This is a genomic window from Bradyrhizobium sp. BRP19 (assembly GCF_020194195.1).
GTDB lineage: Bacteria > Pseudomonadota > Alphaproteobacteria > Rhizobiales > Xanthobacteraceae > Bradyrhizobium > Bradyrhizobium yuanmingense.
On sequence record NZ_JADYVZ010000014.1, the window covers coordinates 117,361 to 141,662 of the forward strand.

General features: G+C 65.5%; 17 protein-coding genes and 1 pseudogene. 10 read left to right on the plus strand and 8 right to left on the minus strand.

Features of this window, described 5'->3' with window-relative positions:
• Window positions 1-8: 8 nt before the first annotated feature.
• Window positions 9-683, minus strand: a complete 675-nt coding sequence (locus I6F36_RS30465; protein ID WP_036044931.1) for a Crp/Fnr family transcriptional regulator — start codon at window positions 681-683, stop codon at window positions 9-11.
• 250 nt (window positions 684-933) lie between these two features.
• On the opposite strand from I6F36_RS30465, the gene I6F36_RS30470 reads away from it, so the two are divergent.
• The 3 genes from I6F36_RS30470 to I6F36_RS30480 all read left to right on the plus strand — a co-directional run bounded on the left by I6F36_RS30470 (window position 934) and on the right by I6F36_RS30480 (window position 6,719).
• The gene (locus I6F36_RS30470) at window positions 934-2,994 is read left to right on the plus strand and encodes an AsmA family protein (protein ID WP_225145548.1); all 2,061 of its coding nucleotides are present in this window, start codon (window positions 934-936) and stop codon (window positions 2,992-2,994) included.
• Between the two features lie 192 nt (window positions 2,995-3,186).
• The gene (locus I6F36_RS30475) at window positions 3,187-5,634 is read left to right on the plus strand and encodes an adenylate/guanylate cyclase domain-containing protein (RefSeq protein WP_225172778.1); all 2,448 of its coding nucleotides are present in this window, start codon (window positions 3,187-3,189) and stop codon (window positions 5,632-5,634) included.
• 218 nt (window positions 5,635-5,852) lie between these two features.
• Window positions 5,853-6,719, plus strand: a complete 867-nt coding sequence (locus I6F36_RS30480) for a hypothetical protein (protein WP_036044925.1) — start codon at window positions 5,853-5,855, stop codon at window positions 6,717-6,719.
• A gap of 143 nt (window positions 6,720-6,862) precedes the next feature.
• Here the strand turns inward: I6F36_RS30480 and I6F36_RS30485 are convergent.
• The 3 genes and pseudogenes from I6F36_RS30485 to I6F36_RS30495 all read right to left on the minus strand — a co-directional run bounded on the left by I6F36_RS30485 (window position 6,863) and on the right by I6F36_RS30495 (window position 9,766).
• Window positions 6,863-7,097, minus strand: a pseudogene (locus tag I6F36_RS30485) (AbrB/MazE/SpoVT family DNA-binding domain-containing protein).
• A gap of 74 nt (window positions 7,098-7,171) precedes the next feature.
• A complete protein-coding gene (locus tag I6F36_RS30490) occupies window positions 7,172-8,500 on the minus strand; it encodes a Spy/CpxP family protein refolding chaperone (protein ID WP_225172779.1) in 1,329 nt (442 codons plus the stop codon).
• A 192-nt stretch (window positions 8,501-8,692) separates the two neighbouring features.
• On the minus strand, window positions 8,693-9,766 hold the full coding sequence (locus tag I6F36_RS30495; RefSeq protein ID WP_225137396.1) for a LysM peptidoglycan-binding domain-containing protein: 1,074 nt from the start codon (window positions 9,764-9,766) through the stop codon (window positions 8,693-8,695).
• A 180-nt stretch (window positions 9,767-9,946) separates the two neighbouring features.
• Between I6F36_RS30495 and I6F36_RS30500 the strand changes: the two genes are divergently transcribed.
• From I6F36_RS30500 to I6F36_RS30510, 3 genes are all read left to right on the plus strand, one after another.
• The gene (locus I6F36_RS30500; RefSeq protein WP_225172780.1) at window positions 9,947-10,633 is read left to right on the plus strand and encodes a hypothetical protein; all 687 of its coding nucleotides are present in this window, start codon (window positions 9,947-9,949) and stop codon (window positions 10,631-10,633) included.
• 138 nt (window positions 10,634-10,771) lie between these two features.
• Window positions 10,772-13,435 carry an EAL domain-containing protein gene (locus I6F36_RS30505; protein ID WP_225143608.1) on the plus strand — a complete coding sequence of 888 codons (2,664 nt, stop codon included), beginning with the start codon at window positions 10,772-10,774 and terminating at the stop codon, window positions 13,433-13,435.
• A gap of 314 nt (window positions 13,436-13,749) precedes the next feature.
• Window positions 13,750-17,202 (plus strand): AAA family ATPase, encoded by a 3,453-nt coding sequence (locus I6F36_RS30510; protein ID WP_225172781.1) that lies wholly within the window; start codon window positions 13,750-13,752, stop codon window positions 17,200-17,202.
• Here the strand turns inward: I6F36_RS30510 and I6F36_RS30515 are convergent.
• The 3 genes from I6F36_RS30515 to I6F36_RS30520 all read right to left on the minus strand — a co-directional run bounded on the left by I6F36_RS30515 (window position 17,189) and on the right by I6F36_RS30520 (window position 20,036).
• Window positions 17,189-19,369 carry a PAS domain S-box protein gene (locus tag I6F36_RS30515; RefSeq protein WP_225172782.1) on the minus strand — a complete coding sequence of 727 codons (2,181 nt, stop codon included), beginning with the start codon at window positions 19,367-19,369 and terminating at the stop codon, window positions 17,189-17,191. The genes I6F36_RS30510 and I6F36_RS30515 overlap by 14 nt on opposite strands.
• 267 nt (window positions 19,370-19,636) lie before the next feature.
• Complete coding sequence (locus tag I6F36_RS39745) at window positions 19,637-19,759, minus strand: hypothetical protein (RefSeq protein ID WP_260345449.1); 123 nt, start codon at window positions 19,757-19,759, stop codon at window positions 19,637-19,639.
• A gap of 100 nt (window positions 19,760-19,859) precedes the next feature.
• Window positions 19,860-20,036, minus strand: a complete 177-nt coding sequence (locus tag I6F36_RS30520) for a hypothetical protein (protein ID WP_156447317.1) — start codon at window positions 20,034-20,036, stop codon at window positions 19,860-19,862.
• 148 nt (window positions 20,037-20,184) lie between these two features.
• Between I6F36_RS30520 and I6F36_RS39750 the strand changes: the two genes are divergently transcribed.
• From I6F36_RS39750 to I6F36_RS30535, 4 genes are all read left to right on the plus strand, one after another.
• Window positions 20,185-20,316: a hypothetical protein gene (locus tag I6F36_RS39750; RefSeq protein WP_260345447.1), complete on the plus strand. Its 132-nt coding sequence runs from the start codon at window positions 20,185-20,187 to the stop codon at window positions 20,314-20,316.
• Window positions 20,317-20,559: 243 nt separating this feature from the next.
• Window positions 20,560-21,585 (plus strand): lactonase family protein, encoded by a 1,026-nt coding sequence (locus I6F36_RS30525; protein ID WP_225114569.1) that lies wholly within the window; start codon window positions 20,560-20,562, stop codon window positions 21,583-21,585.
• A gap of 68 nt (window positions 21,586-21,653) precedes the next feature.
• Window positions 21,654-21,824: a hypothetical protein gene (locus I6F36_RS30530; RefSeq protein ID WP_167361671.1), complete on the plus strand. Its 171-nt coding sequence runs from the start codon at window positions 21,654-21,656 to the stop codon at window positions 21,822-21,824.
• Between the two features lie 213 nt (window positions 21,825-22,037).
• Window positions 22,038-22,931 (plus strand): efflux RND transporter periplasmic adaptor subunit, encoded by an 894-nt coding sequence (locus I6F36_RS30535; RefSeq protein ID WP_036015950.1) that lies wholly within the window; start codon window positions 22,038-22,040, stop codon window positions 22,929-22,931.
• Between the two features lie 117 nt (window positions 22,932-23,048).
• Here I6F36_RS30535 and I6F36_RS30540 read toward each other — a convergent pair whose 3' ends face one another.
• Complete coding sequence (locus I6F36_RS30540; protein WP_036015927.1) at window positions 23,049-23,897, minus strand: caspase family protein; 849 nt, start codon at window positions 23,895-23,897, stop codon at window positions 23,049-23,051.
• Window positions 23,898-24,302: the final 405 nt, after the last annotated feature.

A 24,302-nucleotide genomic window follows, 5' to 3' on the forward strand; every position in this document is an offset into this window, starting at 1 on the left:
TGCTCGCCCTACTCGTTCCGCGCGATCGCGGTCAGCTTGGTCATGTTCCGCAGCAGGATCCGGCCGCGCTGGAGATCGAGGATCGCCTCCTTGCGCCAGGCCTGGAGCTGGCGGTTGACGCTTTCGCGGGCGGCGCCGACGAAGACGCCGAGTTGCTCCTGCGAGATGTGGACCTCGGAACCGAAATCGGCGGCGAGCGCGCAGAGCCGCCGCGCCAGCCGCACCGGCAGCGGCTGCAGCATGGATTCTTCCATGCGCTCGCTCTGCCAGCGGATGCGCTGGCACAGCAGCGCGATGATTTTGATCGCGACCTTGGGCTCGCGCTCGAGGAAGCCGAGGAAGTCTTCGCGCCGCAGCACGAACAATTCGCTGGCCTCGCCCGCGGTCGCGTCCGCCGTCCGGTTCTGGCCGTCCAGCACCGCGACCTCGCCGAACAGGTCGCCCGGCCCCATGAAGTTCAGCGTCAGCCGGCTACCGTCGGCGGCGCCGGTCTCGATGCGGACCTGGCCGCGGCGCACGCCGAACAGCGCATTGCCGGGATCGCCCTTCTGGAACAGCACCTCGCCGCTGGCCAAATGCTGGGTGTGGCAGAGATTAGACAGCCGCTGGAGCTCGTCTGCGCCAAGATCGGCGAACATCGGATTCATCTTCAGGATGACCGCAAATTCGGCCTGCTTGCTCATGTCAATGTCCTTGTGAACGTCCTGGTCATCGTCTCTTGGCAAATCGTCTTGGCAAATCGCTTGAAACCATCAACTTCAGGATCGCGTAAAACAGCGCCGGAGAAGTGTGTCATAAGTCACATAACTTTGCAGCACCCCCTGACTATTTTTACGCGCTTGGAGCCGCTTCCCGTCCGGGGATAAACTCCGGGCGCAAAGGACGGGTGATCGGCCGGGTTCGGCGCGGATTGTCCGTCGCTGGAAAGTCGACATGAGAGCATTGAAATTCGTCGGCGGGGCTTTGGCCGCCGTCATCGTCGTGATCGCACTTCTGCTCGTGGTCGGGATCCCCTCGGGCTTCCTGACCTCGACGATCGCCTCGCGCCTCGAGAGTGCGACCGGCTATCGGCTGTCGATCGACGGCACCACCAAGATCAGCCTATGGCCGACGCTGAACGTCACGCTGAACGACCTCACGCTGGCCGACCCCAAGGACCGCAGCGGCATCACGCGCCTGACGATCGATCGCGTGCAGGCCGACATGTCGCTCGCGAGCGTGTGGTCCGGCAGGCCCGAGATCAGCGAGCTCGTCGTCACCCATCCCGTGCTCTACCAGCCGCTGCTCCGCGAACGCCTGCCGAATGCAGCCGCGCCTGCGAAGCCGCTCGCGCTCGACACCAAAGGCGCCACCATCGACCGCATCAAGGTCACCGACGGCGAAGTGGCATTCTCGCGCCTGCGCGACCGTGTCGAGGGCCGCATCAGCGCCATCAACGCCGACGCGACCCTGGACCGCGACCGCAAGGTCAATATCACCGGCACCGCGCGTGTCGGCGATCACCCGACCAAGTTCGACATCAAGGCGGCCTCGCCGACCGAACGGCCGGCGTTTCATGTGGATTTCGCCGTCGACATGCCCAGCGTGCTGAAGTCCCAGCTCACCGGCCAGGCCGAGATGCGGCTGAGCGGCAATGTCGTGATGATCAACGGCGTGAACGGCAGGCTCGGCGATGGCGCCTTCAACGGCTGGGCTTCCGTCGACATCGCGAGCAAGCCGCTGGTCAAGGTCGATCTCGACTTCCAGCGGCTCGCCATGCCGCTGGCGAAATCGCCGGAAAGCGTGTCCGGGCAGCCCTGGAGCAACGCGCCGATCGACGTGGTCGGGCTCAACTATGTCGATGCGCAAGTGCGGATCTCCGCCAACGAGGCCGTGATCGGCGATGCGCGCATTGCGCCGCTGGCGCTCGACGCCAAGCTCGCCGGCGGCGTGCTGAAGGCCGGCACGGCCAATCTCGGCGCCTATGGCGGCCAGGTCTCGGGCGAGGTGATCCTGGACGCGACGACCGGCGCGCCGAGCTTTGCGATGCATTCCGACCTCGTCGGCGTGCGCGCGCTGCCGCTGCTCCAGAGCCTTGCCGAGTTCGATCGCATCGACGGCAAGCTGCAGGCCAAGCTCGCCCTGCGCAGCGCCGGCAACAGCCAGCGCGCGCTGATGGCGAACATGCAAGGGACGGCCTTCGTCAATTTCCAGGACGGCGCCATCCGCGGCATCAATGTCGCGCAGATGATCCGCTCGCTGACGACGAGCACGCTCTCCGGCTGGCAAGGAAACCAGAACGGAAACCAGGACCCGAGCCAGGAGCAGAGCACGGATCTGTCGCAGCTCTCGGCCTCCTTCCGCATCGACAAGGGTCAGGCGGTGACGACCGATCTCAACCTGATCGGGCCGCTGGTGCGCGTCACCGGCGCCGGCACCATCGCGCTCGACACCAAGATGATGGGCTTTCGCGTCGAGCCGAAGCTCGTGATGACGACCGAAGGCCAGGGCCGCACCTCCGAGCCGGTCGGCTTCGGCATTCCCGTGATGATCCAGGGCTCCTGGTCGCAGCCGCGGATCTATCCCGACATGGCCGGCATGCTGGACAATCCCGACGCCGCCTATGCCAAGCTGCGCGAGATGGGCAAGGGCCTGTTCGGCCCCGAGGGCGCCGGACTCGGCAACATCCTCGGCAGCCTCGGCCTTGGTGGCACCGTCGCGCCGGGCGGCAATGCAACCGGCAATGCCAATCCGCAGGGCCAGCAAGCGGGGCAGAACAATCTGCTCGGGGGCCCGCTCGGGGAAGCGATCGGCAATCTGATCCAGCAGGGTCTCTCCAGCGGCGCGGGGAGCGGCACTGGCACCGGCACCGGGCGCAACCGCAGCCTGCCGGCAACGCCCTCCACGCCGGCGCCGCAGGCCTCGCCTGCGCCCCCCGCCCTGGAGGACCCGCCGGCCGCGCAGCAGGACAGTCAGCCAATGAACGACGTGCTGCGGCAGCTCTTCAACCGCTAAGCTCCCTCCTTCGAACAGATCGGGCTGCGACCATCGCCGCCCGTCCACCTGCCCAGGAGGCCACAGGGGGTAACCACACCGGCCGGTCCCCGGCCGCGCGACGGCCCTTCGGTCCAAATTGTGCTAGAACGGCTTGGAAGGGCCTGTACGGCCCATAGCGCGCAGCGTCAGTGGCGGCGCGAGAGGATCGGGATGGCAGGAGCGAACGACAAGACACGATCTCTGCGCGAGGGCCTGTTCGCCAAATACGTCGTCTCCCTCGTCGGCCTCGTCGTGTTCGTCCTTGCCATCAACGGGGCGATGGAGACCTGGATCTCCTACCGCGCGACGCGGACACAGCTGACCGACGGCCTGGAGGACAAGGCGCAGGCGGCCGCCCGGCGCATCGAGCAGGCGATTTCCGAGCTCGACCGCCAGATCAGCTGGGTGACGCGCGCGAGCCAGGACACGCTGGAGAAGCGCCGCGCCGACTATGCGTCGCTGCTGCATCAGGTTTCCGTCGTCAACCAGCTGTTCCAGCTCAACGGCGACGGCCGCGAGGTGCTGCGCGTCTCCAGGCAATCGACCACCACCGGCGGCAATGCCGACCTCTCCCGCGACGTGCGCTTCACCGACGCCGTCGCCCGCGGCGTCACCTACGCGCCGGCCTGGTTCGCCGACCGGACGCCGTTGATGTCGATCTCGGTGGCGCATTCCGGCTTCAATGCCGGGGTCACCGTGGCCGAGATCGACCTCGGTTTCCTCTCCGACTTCCTGTCCGACGCGCAAGTAGGCAAGGCCGCCTTCGCCTATGTCGTCGATCCGCGCGGCCGGGTGCTGGCGACGTCATCGAAAGGGCCCGAGATCGGCAAGGACCTCTCCAAACTGCCGCAGGTGGCGGCCGCGATCGCGCCCGGCCACGAAGCCGAGACGTCGGGCACCGACTTCAATGGCCATGCGGTGATGAGCGCCGCGAGCATCGTGCCGAAGCTCGGCTGGAGCGTGCTGTTCGAGCAGCCGACCACGCAGGCCCTGATGCCGATCCGCGACCAGCTGGTGCGCATCGCGCTTCTGATCGGCATGGGCCTGATGGTCGCGATCCTCGCCGGCACGCTGCTCGCCCGCCGCATGATCATCCCGATCACGGCGCTGCGCGACGGTGCGCATAAGCTCGGCGAAGGCGATTTCAGCCACCGCATCGACGTGCACACCTCCGACGAGCTGGAAGACCTCGCCGGGCAGTTCAACCGCATGGCCGACCAGATCCAGGAGACCTATTCGAACCTGGAGAGCAAGGTCGAGGAGCGCACCCGCGATCTCGCGCAGTCGATCCACGAGCTCAAGGTGCTGGAGGAGGTCGGCCGCGCGGTGGCCTCCTCGCTCGATCTCAACGCGGTGCTTGCAACCATCGCCGCCCGCGCCATCGAGATCACCCGTGCCGATGCGGTGCTGATCTACGGCTTCGACGCCGAGACACGCCGCTTCAACCTGGTCGAGGCCAACGGCATCGACAAATCCGCCGAGGGCGCGCATGTCACCATCGCCCAAGGCGGCAACATCCTGAGCGATGCCGCCGACAGCGGCGAGCCGATCGCGCTGGCCGAGCTCGGCGATGCCGCCGAGCAGCCGCTGCGCGAGGCCGCGCTCGCGGCCGGCTTCAACTCGGTGCTGGTGGTGCCGCTGATCGACCAGCAGGGCACGCTCGGCTCGCTCGTGGTACTGCGCCGCGCCACCGGGGCGTTCGCGCCCAGCATCATCGGCCTGATGCGCACCTTCGCCAACCAGGCCGTGCTGGCGATGCGCAATGCGCAGCTGTTTACCGAGGTCGACCACAAGAGCCACGCGCTGGAGGCGGCGAACACGACCGTGCGCGCGCAAGCCGACAAGCTCCGCGAGCAGACCGAGCAGCTCAAGGACTGGAACAAGTCGCTGGAGGAGCGCGTCCGGACCCAGCTCGGCGAGATCGAGCGCATCCGCAAGCTCGAGCGTTTCCTGGCGCCGCAGGTGGCGCAGCTGATCGCCTCCTCCGACAGCCCCGAGGGGTTGCTCACCAGCCAACGCCGCGAGGTCACGGTGGTGTTCTGCGACCTGCGCGGCTTCACCGCGTTCACGGAAGCGACCGAGCCGGAAGAGGCGATGAACGTGCTGCGCGAATATCACGCCGCGCTCGGCCAGCTGATCTTCAAGTACGAGGGCACGCTCGACAAATATGCCGGCGACGGCGTGATGATCCTGTTCAACGCCCCGATCCAGTTCGAGGACCACACCAAGCGCGCTGTGAAGATGGCGGTGGAGATGCGCGACACGATCGGCCCCCTGACCGAGCGCTGGCGCAACCGCGGTCATAGCCTCGGCTTCGGCATCGGCGTCGCGCTCGGCTATGCCACGCTCGGCCAGGTCGGCTTCGAGCAGCGGCTGGAATATGCCGCGATCGGCAGCGTCACCAACCTCGCCTCCCGCCTCTGCAGCGAAGCCAAGCCCAACCAGATCGTGGTCAGCCGCCGCGTCTACGGCATGGTCGAGCCTTTCGTCGAAGCCCGCGCCCTCGACGATCTCCAGCTCAAGGGCTTCAATCACCCCGTGCTGGCGATGGAGATCCTGAGCTGGCGCGAGGAGGTGGAGAACGTGGTGGATGCGGCGGCGGTGCGGCGAAGGGGGTAGCCGCAAACAAAACTGCGAAAACAACCCCATGCACAGTAGGCAGGGGCTTTGGGATCAATGACTTACGGCAGGCCTCGGCCGCGTGCCGCGCAATTTGACACGTCGGGCAAAACACCGGCAGATTGGCAGCATCCCAGCTCCCTCTCACGAACCACATCCCTCCTCCCCGCGACCAACCATCGCCTCAACGGCGAGGCGGACTTCGTGGGAGACACCCCGTGACGCTTGCCCTGCCTTCGCGTGCCTATGATTTGCAGATGCTGGACCGGCCCGCGGATCGCGCGCGTGATCAGGGCTGGGTGTTTGGGCTGCCGCCGGGCATTGCATCCGAGCAATGGCCGCTCGATCCCGTCACCGGCTATCCCTTGATGCACGGCTTCACGCTTCTGCTGCCGGAGGATTACCGGGTGCATGGCGATGACATCGTCGCATTGTCGTTCTTCGCCACGGCGCCCGATCACAATGACGGCGGCGCGCCCGACGATCCCGAGATTCGCGAGGCGGTGCTGGCGCGACCGTCGCATCCGCGGCTGTCGCGCATGACCGACATTCTCGACTACGCCTATGCCGCGCTGCTCTTGACGAAGGCCGAATATGACGGCGCGTTCGCCGCGCCGCCGGCGCCGCTTGCGCTGGCAACGGTGGAGCGGCCGCGCTGGCTCGATGTCGGCGGTGCCAGCGCCTTCTTCGAGGCCGCACCTAGCTACGCCAAGAAGATGTTTGCAGCCCCGCCGCGTGCCGATCTCAGCGAGACGCGCGCGATCGCGCTGTCGCCGCGCGCTGATGATCCCAACGCCGGCAAGGGCCCGCAGGATGAGCACGTGCGCGAAAATCCGCCGACCGGCTATCAGCCATATTACTACTATGTCGGCGGCAAGCCGGGCCGCGACAATTTCCGCCTGCACGACTGGGCCAAGGATCACGCCCACAACCACCTCGGCGGCACCATGCGGCCCTGCCAGGCCGTGCCGGAGATGAGCCCGTTCTATATCGAGTTCGAGGAATATTTCGGCGGCTACAATTTCGGCGGCGGCAACGCGCAGCTCGACTTCAAGGACATGAAGTTCGACTGGGCGTGCGGGTGATCATGGAAGCCGCGCAAGGATCCGGACTTTGCGATGATGCGAGCGTTCACGGAGCCATGCCGAGGAACGGATTGACGATGGTGAGCCCGCCGATGCTGCGGCCGCGCTGAAGGTCCCAGAATCACCGCTGTCAAAGAACGCGATCACCGCTCGTTCGCCTCGTCCCGATCGAATTTGTAGCCGGCGGGCAAGGCCGCCCAACGGCGCCTCCATGTTCTCGATCGCACGCCGACGCTGCTCCGCCTTGGTCTCGATTTCGATCGCGCCTTTGCGAGTGGCCACGATATCGATTTCGTCGCCCTCCTTGAGGCCGAGTTCATCAACTAGCGCTTTGGGCAGGCGCACTGCGAGGCTGTTGCCCCATTTGGAAACCAGCACCAGCACCCTCCGTGATGTGCATCCCTATCTGCATATCACAGGGAGATATGATGGCATTCCAAGCTGGCGTCCCCTCACGCCCCTCGCTTTGGCCCGATCGCCTCGAATCCGGCCTTTTGCTCGTCGCTGAGATCGGCCTGGAAATCGTCGAGCGCGTCGGCGATGGCGCCGACGGCTTGCAGCATGGTCTGCAGCCGCGTCTTCACGGCGGCGAGGCGGGCCTGCGGGGTTGCGGCCGGCTCGGTCGGGCAGGCGCTGAGCGTCTGCATGGTGCGGAGCGTGGTGTCCTGCAGCACCTCGAAGCGGGCGCGGGCGACCTCGTCGAGTTGGAGCGTGGTGGCGATGTCGGCGGCGGGCCATTGCTGCTGGAGCAGCTGCTCGTATTGGCGCTGGGCGTTCTCGTCGGAAACAGGATCGTAGTCCGCCTGGCAGGCCTTGGCCGCCTGCGCGTCCTTGGAAGCGTTCTTATCAGCGTTCTTGCTCGCGTTCTTGATATCGTTCTTGTCAGCGTTTTTGGACTGGTAGGACGCCAGCGCGGCGCGACGCTCATTGGCTAAGGCGTTGAGCCGGGCTTTCTGGTCGTCATTGAGCAGGCCGACGAATTTCGACAACGGCGCTTCCATGGTGTCGATGGCCTTGATCATGGCCTCGACACGCTCGCGCATCAGGCCGAGGCGCTCCGCCGCATTCGCAGGGGTTTGCGCCGGGCAGGCGGTGCGGATGGTGTCGCGCGCGGCATTCCAGGCGGATGAGAGCTCGTCGAGCGCGGTGCGCTGAGCTTCGTTCGGTGCAACGGCGCTCGCGATGCGCTCGACCGGCAGGCCGCCGGTGTCGCTGGCCTCGCACAGCGTCTCCGCGGTCGGGACCTTTCGCGCGCGACGGCCTTGCGGCACGGTGTAGGCGGCAAGCTCGGTGGCGGCATAGGGCGTGAACAGCGCGGCATAGATATCGCCGTAGCCGTAGAGCGAGAGGCTGGTGGTGTCGCCGAAGACGATCGCATTGGTGAGATCGTCATGGGCGAACGGCCAGAACACCGGGCCGACCCAGCCATAGCTGCCATCGGGATGACGCCACCAGCCCTGCGGGCGGCGGCCGCCTTGCCAGCCCGCCAGCGCAGCCTGCGCCGTGAGGGCCGCACGCATCACGTAAGGGTTCGACAGCTGGCTGCGGTCGGCCCCGCGCGGGTCCTGCGACCTCAGCGCCGCGGAGCGGTAGCGGCCGCCGCGCACCGCCATGCGGGAATGGCGCAGGCGCGACAGGCCGATCACGTGGCCGACGGCGAAGCGCGCAACCCCGACCGGACCGCCGCGCAAGCCGAACTGCGCCTCGGCTCTGTCAGGCAGCAGCACTGCTGCAACCACCAGGATCGCGCCAGCCAGCGCCAATCCCATGCGTCCCGGCATGATCGTTGACCTGACGACCAATTTGGCCAGGTCTTGTTTGGCCACGTCTTGTTTGGCCACGACTTGTACGGCCACGTTGGCCCTCCCACCCGCGCCAAGTGCGCAATGCGTCGCATCACGAAGACGCGCGAGGGAACCGAATGTTCCAGAGAGACACAGGACAATGCGTCGCAACGCGCCGGCCGTGCCGTGTCACTCCGCCTTTTGCGGCATCACGAAGGTCTGACCGGGATAGATCAAGTTGGGATTCTGGATCTTGTCGCGGTTAGCGTTGAAGATCACGGCGTAGCGGGAACCGTCGCCGTAAGCGAGCCGGCTGAGCGCCCACAGGCTATCGCCGCGGGCGATGATCCGGCTGCCGCCGGCCTCGGCCGGCGCGGCGGTGAGCGCCTCCGCCGGCGAGGCCGATGCAACCACGGTGGCCCTCGGCGCCTGCGCGAAGGCCTTGGGTTTCGGCGCGCCGATCAGTTTCGGCCGGGCCGCTTGCTTCTCAGGCACCGACGCCAGCCGCGGCGAGGCCGACGGCAGCGCGGCGACGACATCCGATTTGTCGTCGGGCTTCTCGGCCGGCTTGGCCTCCTGCTTCGCAACCGGCGGCATGCGCACGGGCGGCGGCGCCGCCGCGGCGATTGTGACCGGCATGGTCCGGCCGGATTCGGTGACCGTGCCGTCCGGCGCCCTGGCGCGGAGCGTCAGGTCATATGAGCCGGCCGGCAGCTGCGGCGGGGTCATCACGAATTGGCCCGAGGCGTCGGCGACCACGCTGTCGAGCGGCTTGCCGTCGCGCAGCAGCTCGACCCGCGCACCCGGCGTGGCGCGGCCGGCAATCACCGCCGCCTCGCCGTGATCGTCGATGCGGGCGACGTCGAAACGGGGGCCGGCATCTGCAGCCGGCGCCGGCGGCTTGACCGGCACGAGGTCACCGAGCGCGGCCACCTGCTTCTGGGTCTCGGCCAGCGCGCCCGCCTTCGGCTCGGGTGCAGGCGGCGCGCTGTCGACGAGCTTCGGCTGTTCCGGCTTCAGCTCTGGCTTGGATTCAGGCTTGGACTCAGGCTTGAACTCCACCTTGGGCTCGACCTTGGCTTCAAGCTTGGGCTCGACCTTGGCTCCGACCTGGGGTTCGACCTTGGCCTCCGGCTTGGCGGCGACGGTGACCTTCGTCCCATCAGGCAGCAGGCGGCGCAGCTCGGTCGGGCCGATCACCAGCGCGGTGCCGACCAGCGCGAGCAGACAGAAGGCAATGAAGGCCTTGGAGGCGGTGATCATTTGAAAAGGACCTTGGGTGGCAAATCAGCCGAGGCCGGCAAGGTGCGCCGATTTGGCTGCCGCAGCAAGACTGTCGATAGGATTATGCTTCCGTCCAGGCGCGCGGGATGAACCGGCGCGACCACGCGGGTGTCCAAGTATCAAGGCCGCCTGGCGGCATTCTTCAAGGGAATTCCTCCCGTGACCGTATTCTCCCGTGGCGCGCGATCGCTGGCGGTTGCTCTGACGCTGGCCGCTGCACCCGCCTTGGCCGCCCCGCCGCCCGGCTTCACGCTCTCCGACGATGCCGATCTCGCCTTGACCTCCCCCGACGGCGCCACCAGGCTCGAGCAGTATATGAGGGAGGGCGAGGATTTCGACCTCAAGTGGCAGGTCTGGTCGCGACGCGGCGGGGAGATGCGCGAGTTGAAGCCCGAGCAAGGCTATCCGGCCGGCTTCCGTTTTACGGCCGACTCGCAATGGCTGGTGCGGATGCAGAAGACCGGCTCGGGCGAGCAGGACCTCTTTCTCTATCATTTCGAGAACGGCGGCTTCGTCAACGCGACCAAGACGTCGCTCGGCGATCTGGCCTGGGCCTACTTCCGCAGCCGGCCCGACACCAAGAGCATGAAGCTCGACTATCACATCACGGCGAATCTGGTGAAGGGCACCGAAGATGCGTATCGCTGGCTCGGCGTAAGCTGGCCCAACAACCGCTATCTCCTGATCTCGCTGTCGGGCGAGACGGACAAGCATCCGAAGAACGTCGCGGTGAAGGGACTGGCGGATTGGAAATGCCGCTATGATCTCGAGACCGGCAAATTCGATGTGCCGAAGATGTTCGCCAAGGGCAACGCGGAAGCCTTGAAGTGGAAAATCAAGCGCTGAAGGTCCTGCGGTCTCGCCGCGGTCTCCTGTACGATGGAACCAACCCTCTGATTCCATTCCGATTCATATTTTCCTAACCGTCAATGGTAACGGGGTCTTGTCGGTTTTGCTGCATCTTGCATCCCACGGGAGGGCTGGATGGGCGCATCGATCCGATGGACCGCGCGAACGCGCGCGTTGCTCCGCCGTTGGCGCGGAGCGCCGCTGACGTGGCTGATCGCCGGCGGCTTCGTGCTGATGCTTGCGACCGCCATCGGCACCGCGCTCACGGTCGACCGTTTCCGGCAGAATGCCATCGAGAGCGGTCGCGACAGCCTTGAAAACGCCGTCCGCATGCTCGCCCGGCATTTCGACCGGCAGTTCGAGGACTTTGCGGTGCTGCAGAAGAGCATCATCGCCGAGCTCGAGAGCCACGGCATCCAGTCCGCCGAAATCTTCCGCAGCGAGATGGGCACGCTCGCCGTGCATGAGGTGCTGCGCGCGAAAGCCAGCGGCTGGTCCGACGTCGCCGGCGCCAATGTGTTCGATTCCAGGGGCGTGCTGATCAACTCGTCGCGGCAATGGCCGGTCGCCGATATCTCGATCGCCGATCGCGGCTATTTCAACCGTCTCAAGGACGATCCGGCCGCACAGGAGGAGGTGGAGGTCGTGCCCGGCCGGTTCGGCAACGGACCGGCGATCGTGTTCGCGCGGCGCATCTCCGGCCCGCACGGCGAATTCCTCGGGCTGGTCTCGCGCGCGATCACGCCCGAGCAGCTCGAATCCTTCTTCGCCTCGACCGGGCTCGGCGAGGATTCCTCGATCGCGATGCACCACCAGAACGGCCAGCTGCTCGCCCGCATTCCACACGTCGAAGCGATGATCGGGCAGAACTTCCGCACCGGCACGCCGGAGCAAATGGCGGTGTTCGAGCGCACCTTCGTCACCACCCAGCTCGCAAGCCCGATCGACGGCAAGGACCGCATCGTCGCCTCGCGCCTGCTCACCGGCGAGCCGCTGGTCGTGGTCGCGACCAAGTCGCTCGATGCGACGCTGGCGACCTGGCGCACGCAGACGAAATTCTTCGTCACCATTGCCGCGCTGTCGATCGGCCTGTTGGTGCTCACGCTGTTTCTGATCTTCCGCCAGGTGACGCACCGCCTGTCGCTCGAGAAGCAGCGGCTCGACATCGCGATGAACACGATGACGCAGGGCCTGTTGATGTTCGATCAGGACGAGCGGCTGATCGTCTGCAACCGCCGCTACATCGAGATGTATGGGCTCTCGGTCGCCGTGGTGAAGCCCGGCGTCCACTTCCGCGACGTGATCCGGCACCGCCGGGACACCGGCTCGTTCGAGGGCGACATCGATGCCTATTGCGACGACATCCTGAGCAATGTCGGCCGCACCAAGAGCGCGATCGTCGAAACCGCCGACGGCCGCCTGATCGAGATCAAGAACCAGCCGGCCGCTGCCGGCGGCTGGCTCGCCACCCATGACGACGTCACCGAGCGTATCCGCGCCGACGAGCGCATCGCCCATCTGGCGCATTACGACGCCCTCACCGACCTGCCCAACCGCGTGCTGCTGCGCGGACATCTGGAACGCCGCGTCGCCGAGCTCGCGCAAGGCAAGCCGTTCGCGATCCTCTATATCGACGTCGACGAGTTCAAGGGTGTCAACGATTCGCTCGGACACGAGGTCGGCGACGAACTGCTGCGCCAGGTGGCGAACCGCCTGCGCGCCTGCGTCAGCGGCAACGACATGGTCGCGCGGCTGGGCGGCGACGAATTCGCCATCGTCAAGGCCGGCACCTCCGATCCGGCCGAGCTGACGGCACTGGCGGAAACCATCCTCAAGGCGTTGCGCGCACCGGTGGATTGCAGGGGGCACGAGGTTCCGACCGATGCCAGCATCGGCATCGCCGTCGCGCCCGACCACGGCGACAATCTCGACGATCTGCTCAAGCGCGCCGATCTGGCGATGTATGCGGCGAAGTCGGAAGGCCGCCGCACCTTCCGCCTGTTCGTGCCCGAATACGACGCCAAGGCGCGGCAGCGCCGCCAGCTCGAGCTCGATCTGCGCCAGGCGCTCGCACGCGGCGAGTTCGAGGTGCACTACCAGCCGCTGGTCGACCTCACCGCCAATGTCGTCACCGGCTGCGAGGCGTTGCTGCGCTGGCGCCATCCCGAGCGCGGCATGGTTTCGCCGGCGGAGTTCATCCCGGTCGCCGAAGACACCGGCCTGATCGGCGAGATCGGCGAATGGGTGCTGAAGCAAGCCTGCGTCGAGGCTGCCTCGTGGCCGGGACGGATTCACATCGCGGTCAACGTGTCGCCGGTCCAGTTCCGCTCGCGCACGCTGGCGCTCAAGGTCGCCGCCGCCCTCGCGGAGTCCGGGCTCGCGCCGGGCCGGCTCGAGCTCGAGATCACCGAGACGGTGCTGATCCGCGACGACGAGGAGGCGCTGGCGATCCTGCAGCAGCTGCGCGAGCTCGGCGTGCGCATCGCGCTCGACGATTTCGGCACCGGCTATTCCTCGCTCAGCTATCTGCACCGCTTCCCGTTCGACAAGATCAAGATCGACCGCAGCTTCATCAGCGACATCGGTCAGTCCGAGGACTCCTCGCCGATCGTGCAGGCCGTGGTGCGCATGGCCGCCGCGCGCCATATGGCGACCACCGCCGAAGGCGTCGAGACCGAAGCGCAAGCCGAGGTGCTGCGCCAGCTCGGCTGCAGCCAGATGCAGGGCTGGCTGTTCAGCCCGGCGGTACCGGCGACGAAGCTGAAGCAGCTGCTGGCGGCGCAGGCGGTCGCGGCCTAGCCGGCGACGCCACGTCTGGCCCGGATGTCCGCAGCGAGGAAAGCGGCGCCGCTGAGTGTTTGGTTCGAGGTCGTGCGGCGATTTGACAATCAGCGACCGACAGCTATCAATTCATTGAATTCTGCGCACCTGGCTCGTCGAAATGGTGAGCCGCCGATCCGCCTCATTTTCGAGACGCGGGCAAGAAACGCTCAAAATACCGATGGTTTGCCTCCATTGGCCGCCGCAACGAAGAGTCGCATCGAGTCCCAATCCAAGCGCAAACCACAGGCATTTTGGAGCCGCTCAGCGCAATTTGAACCAGGGATTTCCGCATGCCGAATGATGAGTCGAGGACGGGGACGGAGCGTCTGAGACACTGGCTTGAAAGCGTTGGGCTCAGCCAATACACGGACCTCTTCGTCCGCCATCGCATCGATCTCGACATCCTGCCCCACCTGACCGAACCGGATCTGGCACAGATTGGACTGCCGCTCGGAGACCGCAAGCGGCTTCAGCGTGCAACGGCGTCCCTTTCCGGAATGGCCGCGCCAGCCGCGGGCCACACATTGCCCGCTACGGCAATCGTTGCGGAACGTCGCCAGCTCACCACGATGTTCTGCGACATGGTCGATTCCACCGCGCTCTCCGCACAGTTCGATCCCGAGGACGTGCGTGACATGATCGCGAGCTTTCGCGAAACCTGCGTGGGTGTGGTCAAACACTATGAAGGATTTGCCGCCCGCTTCGTCGGCGACGGCATCCTGGTCTATTTCGGCTACCCGAAGGCGCATGAGGACGATGCCGAGCGAGCGGTGCGGGCTGGTCTCGAGATCGTGCGGACATTGTCGACCGCGCCTGCGATCGAGCCGCTGGGTGCACTCAGCCATGCGCCCGCCGTCCGGATCGGCATCGCGACGGGACTGGTGGTCGTGGGCGACTTGGTCGGCCAGGGGACCGAGGAGCGCGATTCCGCGGTCGGCGAGACCGTCAATCTGGCGGCGCGATTGCAGGGCCTGGCGCCGCCGAACGGGGTGGTCATCTCGTCGTCGACGCAGTCGCTGTTGAAGGGAAAGTTCGACTATCGCAATCTCGGGGTCCATGCACTCAAGGGCATAGCCGGGAGAACACAGGCGTGGCATGTGGTGCGGCCGTCGCGCGTGGAGACCCGCTTTGCCGCAGCCATCGGCTCCCGGCTGACGCCACTCGTCAATCGCGACGACGAGATCACGGTTCTGCTCGGCCGCTGGGAGCAGGCCAAGGCGGGCGACGGCCAGGTCGTGGTGCTGTTCGGGGAGCCGGGCATTGGCAAGTCGCGCATCGTCCAGGAAATCTTCGTGCGGATTGCGGGCGATCGGCACGGGCATGTCTCGTTCCAGTGTTCGCCCTACTACAGCTCGACGGCGTTCCATCCCTTCATCGAGCAGCTCAAATTTTCCCTGGGCCTCGACCGCGACGATGCTTCGGCCTCGTCTCTGTCGAGTCTCGAGCGGACCGTTGCGGCCGCGCACGGCGACATCGAGCAGATGACGCCGCTCTTTGCGGCGCTGCTGTCGATCCCGACCGGAGGTCGCTATCCTCGGCTCGATCTGTCGCCGCAGCAGCAAAAGGACGCCATCGTCTCCGCGCTCATCAATCATCTCCTGGGCCTCGCGCACGATCAGCCGCTGGTGATCGCCTTCGAGGACGCCCATTGGATCGATCCGACATCCCGGGAGGTCATCGATCTGCTGGTGGAGCGGGTCCAGTACACGCCCATTCTCGTCGTCATCACCTGCCGTTCCGAATTCAAGCCGAGCTGGAGCGCTCACTCTCACATCACGACGCTGGTGCTGAACAGGCTGAGCCGGCAGCAGCGGACAACCTTGGTCGAGCGGGTTGCCGGCAGCCGCAAAATGCCGAAGGAGGTCGTCGAGGACATCATCGTCAAGACCGACGGCGTGCCGCTGTTCGTCGAGGAGCTGACCAAAGCCGTTCTCGAAAGCGACCTTCTGACCGAGGAACGCGGAAACTATGTGCTCTCCGGTTCGTGGCGACCGCTGGCAATCCCGGCGACGCTGATGGATTCGCTGATGGCGCGTCTGGATCGGCTGGGCCCGTTCAAAAGGGTCGCACAGATCGGAGCCACCATCGGCCGGCAGTTCTCCTACGAGATGCTGAACGCTGTCGCCTCCGTACCAGCCGACCAGATCGAGGCGGCGCTCGATCGCCTGGAGGAGGCAGGGCTGATCGTCCGGCTGGGCCATCCGCCGGATGCGCTCTACTCGTTCAAGCACGTGATGATCCAGGATGCAGCGCATGCGAGCCTGTTGCGCAGCGAGAGGAGACGGCTCCACGCGCGGATCGCGTCGGTGCTGGCTCAGAACTATCCGGAAAAGACCGAGCGCGAGCCGGAGCTGCTCGCCTATCATCTGACCGAATCCGATCAAAGCCAGCCGGCTGCAGCTTCCTGGATCAAGGCCGGCAGGCACGCCGCAAGGTTGGGAGCCTATTTGGAAGCGATCGGCCACCTGCGCCGTGGCCTAGCGGTCGTCCTCGGCAGTCCCGAGATGCCCGACCGCGATGAAATGGAGCTGGAGCTTCGCATTGCGCTGGGTAACGCGCTGATTGCTGCCAAAGGTTACGGCACACAGGAGGTGGAAGACAATTTTGCCCGAGGCCTCGAGCTCGGACGGCAGCTCGATGATGAAGACAAGGTGCTAGCGGCGATAAGAGGGCTTTGGATGCACCACTTCATTCGGGCTGACCTGACCAAGGCGCATGGTCTGAGTGCCGCACTCCTGAAATTCGCCAAACGGGAACGCCCGAGCGAGTTGCTGTCGAAGCAGACGCTGTACCTCGTGGAGGCCCACAGGTCGATCGCGGCGACCATGCTTTACCGCGGGCGGTTTCTGGCGGCGCAACATCATCTTCGTCGCTCCATCCAACTCGATGATCCGGCTCTGCATCGCGGTTCGGCGGAAAGGCTCCTCAATCCAGGCGTCATGTCGATGTCGTACCTCGGATACCTGCTGTGGTTCCTGGGGCAGCCCGACACCGCGCGGCAGCACAGCGAGCAGGCGATTTCCGATGCCGAGCAAATGCGCCATCCTTTTACGCTGGCATTCGCGCAAGTGTTTGGCGCATACCTTTGTCAGCATCTGCGCGACGTCACGGGCACCAGAGATTATGCCAGCCGCGCGATGACCATTTCATCGCAACACGGCTTTCTGCATTGGAAGCAACAGGCCACCATTCTGCATGGATGGGCGCTGACTGAGCTCGGGGACATGGATGCAGGTCTGAGCGAAATGCGCACGGGCGTCGAGGGTTACGAGGCGCAGAATTCCTGGCTCGCCAGTTGCTGGTTCAGATGCCTCCTCGCGCAAGGCTATGCGAGGGCCGGTCTGTCGGAAGCGGCCTTGCGCGCGCTCGATGGTGCCTTGACGGTCGCGAAGAGGACGGGCGATCACTTCTATCTGGCGGAGATCTACCGCCTGCAAGGGGAGTTCATCCGGGCCCATGCCGGACCAGCGGCCGACTCCGAGGAATTGTTCGTGCAGTCGCTGGAAGTCGCGCGCGGACAGAATGCCCGCTCGTGGGAGCTGCGGACAGCCGTCAGCCTGGCCCGCCTCTGGCGAGATTCCGACAAGCTTGAGCAGGCGGTGGACCTGCTTGTGCCTGTTGTCGGCAGGCTCCGTGAAGGGCTCGTCACGCCGGACGTGAAAGAAGCCATCGCGCTAGCAAACGAGCTCGATATGCTGTCATCCAGAGAACAGCCATGGATCGCGCGAATCAATTCGATCTGACAGTGCCCGTGACCGGCATCGACATGCGACAGCGCACGCCGCCCGGCTCGAAGGCGAGATCGAACTCGCCGCCGAGGTCCGCCTCGACACAGCGCTCCATCAGCCGCGTGCCGAAGCCGCGGCGCATGGGCGGCGTGACTTTCGGCCCGCCGGCTTCCACCCATTCATATTCGAGAATGGTGCCGTGCCCGGTATTCCGCAGGCTCCATCGCATCAAGAGCGTCCCATCCGGCGCCGACAAGGCACCGTACTTTGTCGCATTGGTCAGGAGCTCGTTGAGAACCATCGTAAAGCTGAGCGCCGAGCGCGCATTGAGCGCGACGGGGGGACCTTCCATCCTGATCCGGCCATCCTCCGCAACAGCCGCCGTGATGTCCTCGACGAGCCGCTGGAGCGGCGCGTCCTGCCACTTGCGCTCGGTCAAGAGATCATGCGCACGAGAGAGCGCCAGCAACCGTCCCTCGAAGGTTCGATTGAAGTCGTCCAGACTGCTGGTATGGCGCGCGGTCTGGCCGGCGAGCGATTGCACCATCGCCAGGGTATTCTTGACGCGATGATTGAGCTCATCAATCAGGAGGGTTTGCGCCATTTCCGCGCGCTTGCGTTCGGTGATGTCGACCAGCATGTTGACTGCACCGATCAGCCTGCCCCCCGAATCGAATAGCGGCGTCGGATAGGGAATGAACGGCACGCGCGTGCCGTCCGGTCGCTCCGCGACAGCCTCCACTCCACGCACGGGCCGACCCTCCCGGAGCGCGATCGCCATCGGACATTGGTCGTGCGGCAGAGGCGTGCCGTCGGGCCAATAGAGCTTCCAGGTCACGCACCATTCGTCGCCGGGCAGCGGCGTGCGCCCGGCCATCTCGACGGCGGTCTTGTTGTAGAAGGTGATGCGGCCGTTTGCGTCGGTGGTGTAGAGTGCGGCGGGCAGCGCCTCGAGCAGATCGCGCATATGCTGCTCGCTCTCGCGAATCCGATCCTGCAATCGCTTGGCTTCCGTGACGTCGTGACTGACGCGAACGCCGTAGCGGAAGCGTCCCGCGCTGTCCGTGACCGAAGAGCTGAAGATCTCGAGATAACGCACGCTGCCGTCGGGGCGCAGGGCGCGCTTGCGGCAGGTGTAGCTTGGAATCTCGCCACGGACCTGTTGCTCATAGAGGGCAAGATCCGCGGCGCAATCGTCGGGATGAGTGTAGTCGGAAAAGCTCATCGCCAGCAGCTCATCACGAGATCGCCCGGTGATCTCGCTCAAGTAATCGTTGACCCGGAGCAGCCGCCCATGTTCATCGGCCTCGGCGATGCCGACCTTGGCCGCTTGGTAGGTTGCAGCGAGGCGAGTCTCGCTCGCCTCGCGCGCCAGCTCGGCCACGTGCAGCCCGGTGACGTCAGTTGTAAAGCAGCGCGTGCTGACGAACTTGCCGTGCTCGACACGACTGTTGGAGGTGATCAATACGTGCTTGATCGAGCCGTCCTTCGCGCGCAGGCGGGCGGGATAGCGGTCCAGCCTTTCGCCACAGGAGAGTCGGTGAAGAATGTCGCCGATGACGGGGGCGTCCGCGTGAAATTCGGCCACATGGTGACCGATATACTCTTCGGCGCTGTAGCCCAGCAGATCGAGCTCGGCCTGATTGGCCCTGCGAATGATGCCGTCGCCACCCACGATATGGAGTCCGACCGCACTGTTCTCGAAGAAGTCCTCGAGATCCTTGGTCTTTGCACGAACCTCTTCCTCGATCTTCTTGCGATCTGAAACGTCCTGAAAGCAATTGATTGCGCCCTGGATGCGGCCGGCATGATCGCGCAGGGGACGGATGTTCACGAGTGCAGTGATCCGCAAGCCGTCCGGCCGTTCGATCATGACCTCCGTGTTACGCGCGGGGAGGCCGAGCCGGACCGCCGTGGCCATGGGGCACTCGGAATGCGGAAGCAGGGTGCCGTCCATCCTGTAGAGACGATGCGACCCGCAGAACTTTTCGACGGAACCAAGCTCCGGAGTTCTGCCCCACAATTCCGCGGCTTCGCCGTTGTAGGTCACGATCCAGCCTTCACTATCGCAGACATAGACCGCGCCCGGAATGGCCTCGAGCGCTGCAGGAGCCGCCGCCACCAGGGCCTCGAATTCGGTCAGCTTGCGGGCAGAGAGCGGAAATTCCTCGACATTCGACATACTTAGCCCCGACGTGCCGCAGGCGGGCGCCTACGCAATCAGCTTGAACGCATCCAAGCCCAGAGCGTTCCAAGGCCCGCCAACCGCTGGTTGAGACTTGGCGGCGCCGAGTGCGGTCCCCCCTGTTGTGCTGATGCCGACAGCACGGCGCTCGACGCCGGGCGCACCATGGTCTGGCCCTATTACGTCAACGGCCGCCCCAAGATCCGCTGCTTCATGCCCGGCAGCATGACGTGATCCGGAACGGGCTCGGCAAGTAAGAGAAGCTCACATCGATTGTCGGGCCGCCCGCACTTCGGCGAATTCGGCGTCGGGGTGGCTGACGATGGTGGCGACCATGATGCCGCTGATGATCAGCGACCAGGCGGTGTTCCAACAGATCCAAAACACGAGCCAGCCTCCCTTTTCCCTCTCTCACGCCCCGAGCTAACGGCAGAGCGATGCCGCCGTTCCCGGCGCGGGGCCTGCCGCGATGGGCGGCGGCAAGGTACTATTTTGGTTTGGTCGGCGGCGCCGCCCGATCGGTTTGGCCGGTGTGGCGCTTTGCCACGACGTCCGCATCGCGCTCGCCCTCGTGCGGGCGCGGCGGAAGCTTGGGCTGGCCGGCTTGACCGCCATGCTTGCCGCCCATGTCGGGCTTGCCTTCGAGATCGTTTGCGCGGGACATGTCGGTTCAATGCGTTCGCAGCGCATTGGTTCGCGACAGCATCGGCCGTTTTCGCCCTGTGAACGGCCTCATAGAACCGCCGCTCTTTGCAGTGCAGGATCGCTGACGCGGCCCTTGGCCTCGCGGCTTGCACCGATGGATTGGCCTGATGCGAAAACGACTCATCCTCTGGACCCTCATGACCTCCGCCCTGGTCGCGATCACCGTGTGGACTATGCTCGGGCCGCCGGACCAGCCGTCCGGGTTGCGTCTGCCCTCCCGAACCGCAGCGGCGCGCTGACCCGGCATCCCGCGACCGATGCGATTTCGGCATCGATCGATCCCCATTGGATTTTGGTGCGGCGTCGCTCCGCCCGCTATGCTCGCGGCAAAAACGATAATACCGCGAGCCAGCTTTCAGGAGGAGCCCATGTCGAGACCGATGTCGAGACCGATCCGACGCATCGCATCGCGCGCGCCACGCGCTGCGATCGCCGCCGCCCTGTTCGCTTCGCTTACCCTCATTTCTGGAGTCCGTGCCGGTATGGCCGAAACCTTTGCCTATGTCGGCAATGCCGACAGCAACGACATCAGCGTGTTCAAGATGAGCGAGAGCGGCGAGATGACGCTCGTGCAGACGGCCGCCTTCAAGGGCGTCGAAAAGCCGGGCTCCTCGACACCGCTCGCGATCACGCCCGATCATCGTACGCTGATTGCCGGAATCCGCTCGCAGCCCACTCTCGCGGTGAGCTTTGCGATCGATCCCAGGACGGGCGAGCTCAGCCATCTCGGCAACGGACCGCTCGCGGACAGCATGGCCCATATCGCCATCGACCGCAGCGGCAAGTACCTGTTCAGCGCCTCCTATGGCGGCAACAAGGTCGCGCTGAATCCGCTGCTTGGCAACGGGGTTGCCGGCGAGCCCAAGCAGGTGATCCCGACCGGGCTGAACGCGCACGCCTTCCTGCCTTCGCCCGACAACCGCTTCGCATTTGCGACCAATCTCGGCTCCGATCAGGTGCTGGCCTTCGCATTCGATGCCACGACCGGCACGCTGACGCCGAACGACCCGCCGGGGCGCAAAGTGCCGGAGAAATCGGGGCCGCGGCACTTCGTGTTTCATCCCGGCGGCAAGTTCGTCTATCTCCTCCACGAGCTGAACGGCGATGTCGCGGCCTTCACTTATGAAGCCAGGAGCGGCGCGTGGGACGAGATCCAGCGCACCACCGCGCTGCCGGAAGGGTTTTCGGGAAAACCTTGGGCGGCCGACATCCACATCACGCCGGACGGCCGCTTCCTCTACGCTTCCGAGCGCACCACCAGCACGCTCACCGCCTACAGGGTCGATGGCTCGAGCGGCAAGCTGACCACGATCGGCAGCGTGCCGACCGAGAAGCAACCGCGCGGCTTTCAGGTCGATCCAAGCGGCCGCTATCTCGCCGCGGTCGGCGAGCTCTCCGACAGCATGACGGTTCATGCCATCGACCAGGGCAGCGGCGCGCTGACCAAGCTGAAATCCTACCCCACCGGCAAGAAACCGAACTGGGTCGAGTTCCTGAAACTGCCGTGAGGAGCCATCGCCGACCTACGTAAACATCCGTAATTTCGCGAGGCCCGGCTTGGCGTCATATCTCGGTCATGGACCGGCAGATTGTCTTCAAATGCCCCCAGACGGGCCTGAACGTGCAGCATCGGCTTACCGACGAGCCGAGCGATCGCACGCACGTGTCGGTGTCGTGTCCGGCCTGCACGCGGCTGCATCTGATCGAGCGGGCCAGCGGCAAGCCGGTGGGTGAGCGGCGCCGCTGACGCCCGCCGCGCGCGACTCGAGCTCTTCGGAGCGAACCTGTTCTCCAATCCCGCGACTCATCAAAGACTTGCTTGTCAAAGACTTGCTTGCCGCGACTGCCGGCGGCGGCACGGCGTCCTGTTTCGGGACGACGCGGCCGTAGTGCGGGCGGCGGCCATCTGCTATCGATTGGAGGCATAGCCCAAGTGGAATTTACCCAATTGGAATTTCCGATGCGTCATTTGCCCCGCGCCGTTGTTCGAAACCTGTGCCCCGCAGCCGTCGCCGGCCTGCTCGTCCTCAGCCCCCATCCGGCCGGTGCCGCCGACGACGACGCGCCGAAGGGGCCGGCGGTCACGGTGCTGAAGGTCGCGAAATCCTGCTTCTCCGACGTCGTCGAAGCCACCGGCACGATCATCGCGCGCGAGGAAACCTCGGTGCGGCCCGAGCGGCCCGGCCTGAAGGTCACGGACGTGCTGGCGGAAGCCGGCGACACCACCACCGCCGGCCAGGTGCTGGCCCGGCTGGCGCTGCCCGAAGGCGGCACGCTTCAGGTCACCGCGCCCGTGGCGGGGGTGATCGCGACCTCGACCGCGCAGATCGGCAACTTCGCCTCGGCCAAGGGCGAGGCGCTGTTCACGATCGTGGCGCGCAGCGAGTACGACCTCGTCGGCCTCGTGGCCACCACCGATGTGCGCAAGCTCGCGGTCAATCAGCAGGCCACCGTGCGAATCCCAGGTGGCGGCGACATCAGCGGCAAGGTGCGCCGCATCGGCCCGACCGTCGAGCCGAACATCCAGCAGGGCATGGTCTATATCGGAATCTCCTCGCAGAAGCGGCTGCTGCTGAATGGGAGCGGGCGCGCGCTGATCAAGACCGGGCAGAGCTGCAACGTGGCGGTGCCGCTGACCGCCGTGCAATATTCGTCCGCCGGCACCGTGGTGCAGGTGATCCGCCGCAACCGCGTCGAGACCAAGCGTGTCGAGGTCGGCTTGATGTCCGGCGGCAATATCGAGGTCCGCGACGGCCTCAGCGAGGGCGACGTCGTCGTCGCCCGCGCCGGTGCCTTGCTGCGCGAAGGCGATCCGGTGCGTCCCGTGATGGCGAGCGCGGAAGCGGCGAAGTAGGAGCAACGTCGTAGGGTGGGTTAGCCGAAGGCGTAACCCACCTCTTTGCTTTCCAAGCTGACGCGAGAGAAGCGGTGGATTACGCCTTCGGCTAATCCACCCTACAAGAGCCGCGAACTAACCGCCGGCTTCGCCGAAACGGACGTCTTCGAGCAGCGACGACGATACGGTCGGGACCTGGTCGCCTTCGCTGGCGCGGGAGATGGCGAGGCGGGTCTTGTTGAAGACGCTCTCGGCGCTGCCGGGCTTGCTGAGGTTGTTGAGGAACTCGCTGACCAGCACGCTGTGCTCGCCCTTGCCGTCGTCGACGACCTTGCCGGGCGAGGCGGAGGTGAGGATGAGCGCATTGTCGGACGCGCTGATCGGCGCGAGACCGTGGCTGTAGGAGCGGAAGCGGCGCTCGTAGGGATTGCGGCGGGAGGCGTCGACCACGACGAGCTTCGCCTTGGCGCCCTGCTCCTTCATCATCTCGAGCACGCCCTCGATCGACACGCCTTGGCGGCGGACGTCCTTTTCCTTCCAGATCACGGCATCGACCGGCAGCATGTAGCTCTCGCGGCCGGCCTGCACGCCGTAGCCGCCGAAGAACAGCATGACGACGCTGTCGCGGGTGATCCGCGACTTCAGGCGGCTCACGGCGCGGACCATGTCGTCGCGGGTCGCATCTTCCACCATGTCGACGTCGAAGCCGTTCTTGCGCAGGGACGAGGACAGCGCACGGGCGTCGTTGATCGACTGCGTCAGCGGCGCGCTGGCGTCGGGGTAATGTCCATTGCCGATGACGAGCGCCAGGCGCGAGCTCTGGCCGATCGAACCGGTGATCTGATCGGTCGAGACCGCCTTGGCGGCATCGATCGCACGCATGTTGAGAGCAGCATGGGCGCCGATCACCAGCGACACCGTGCCGATGAGGGCCGCGGCGAGGGCGATCGTACGTCTGGAAAGGTCGAGCTGCTTTAGATTCATCTCGCTTCGTTTCCTGTGCCAAAGACCTACCAAGCGCGCGCACACTGTTTGAGTAGCGCGATAGCGTCTTTAGGTTTGAGGGATTGGCCGGGGATGTGACCCCGAATTGCGCGCAATTTGCGGCGCCGCACCAAACAAACCCTTAACCGGATATAGGCCCTGGGGCAATAGATTGCTCAAAATTTGAACTAAGCGTCTGAATATACTTGATAATTCTCCGATCCAAATTGCCGCCTTTACGGCTTCCCCGTAGCCTTCCGGAGAGCGATCATGCAGCCTTCGTGCCGGCTTTTCCGTGACTTCCATCACATTTGTTTTTCCCGCGAATCCGGGTAGCTTTTTCAACGACTTGCAGGGGGTGGCGCGCAGATGGCAGCGTGCCTGATGTCCCCGACCAAGGCCCCC

Excerpts from the sequence above, each read along its gene's own strand:
- I6F36_RS30465 (WP_036044931.1), bottom strand. The coding sequence starts at position 683 with ATGAGCAAGCAGGCCGAATTTGCGGTCATCCTGAAGATGAATCCGATG.
- I6F36_RS30470 (WP_225145548.1), top strand. The coding sequence starts at position 934 with ATGAGAGCATTGAAATTCGTCGGCGGGGCTTTGGCCGCCGTCATCGTC.
- I6F36_RS30475 (WP_225172778.1), top strand. The coding sequence starts at position 3,187 with ATGGCAGGAGCGAACGACAAGACACGATCTCTGCGCGAGGGCCTGTTC.
- I6F36_RS30490 (WP_225172779.1), bottom strand. The coding sequence starts at position 8,500 with ATGCCGGGACGCATGGGATTGGCGCTGGCTGGCGCGATCCTGGTGGTT.
- I6F36_RS30495 (WP_225137396.1), bottom strand. The coding sequence starts at position 9,766 with ATGATCACCGCCTCCAAGGCCTTCATTGCCTTCTGTCTGCTCGCGCTG.
- I6F36_RS30505 (WP_225143608.1), top strand. The coding sequence starts at position 10,772 with ATGGGCGCATCGATCCGATGGACCGCGCGAACGCGCGCGTTGCTCCGC.
- I6F36_RS30510 (WP_225172781.1), top strand. The coding sequence starts at position 13,750 with ATGCCGAATGATGAGTCGAGGACGGGGACGGAGCGTCTGAGACACTGG.
- I6F36_RS30515 (WP_225172782.1), bottom strand. The coding sequence starts at position 19,369 with ATGTCGAATGTCGAGGAATTTCCGCTCTCTGCCCGCAAGCTGACCGAA.
- I6F36_RS30520 (WP_156447317.1), bottom strand. The coding sequence starts at position 20,036 with ATGTCCCGCGCAAACGATCTCGAAGGCAAGCCCGACATGGGCGGCAAG.
- I6F36_RS39750 (WP_260345447.1), top strand. The coding sequence starts at position 20,185 with ATGCGAAAACGACTCATCCTCTGGACCCTCATGACCTCCGCCCTGGTC.
- I6F36_RS30525 (WP_225114569.1), top strand. The coding sequence starts at position 20,560 with ATGGCCGAAACCTTTGCCTATGTCGGCAATGCCGACAGCAACGACATC.
- I6F36_RS30530 (WP_167361671.1), top strand. The coding sequence starts at position 21,654 with ATGGACCGGCAGATTGTCTTCAAATGCCCCCAGACGGGCCTGAACGTG.
- I6F36_RS30535 (WP_036015950.1), top strand. The coding sequence starts at position 22,038 with ATGCGTCATTTGCCCCGCGCCGTTGTTCGAAACCTGTGCCCCGCAGCC.
- I6F36_RS30540 (WP_036015927.1), bottom strand. The coding sequence starts at position 23,897 with ATGAATCTAAAGCAGCTCGACCTTTCCAGACGTACGATCGCCCTCGCC.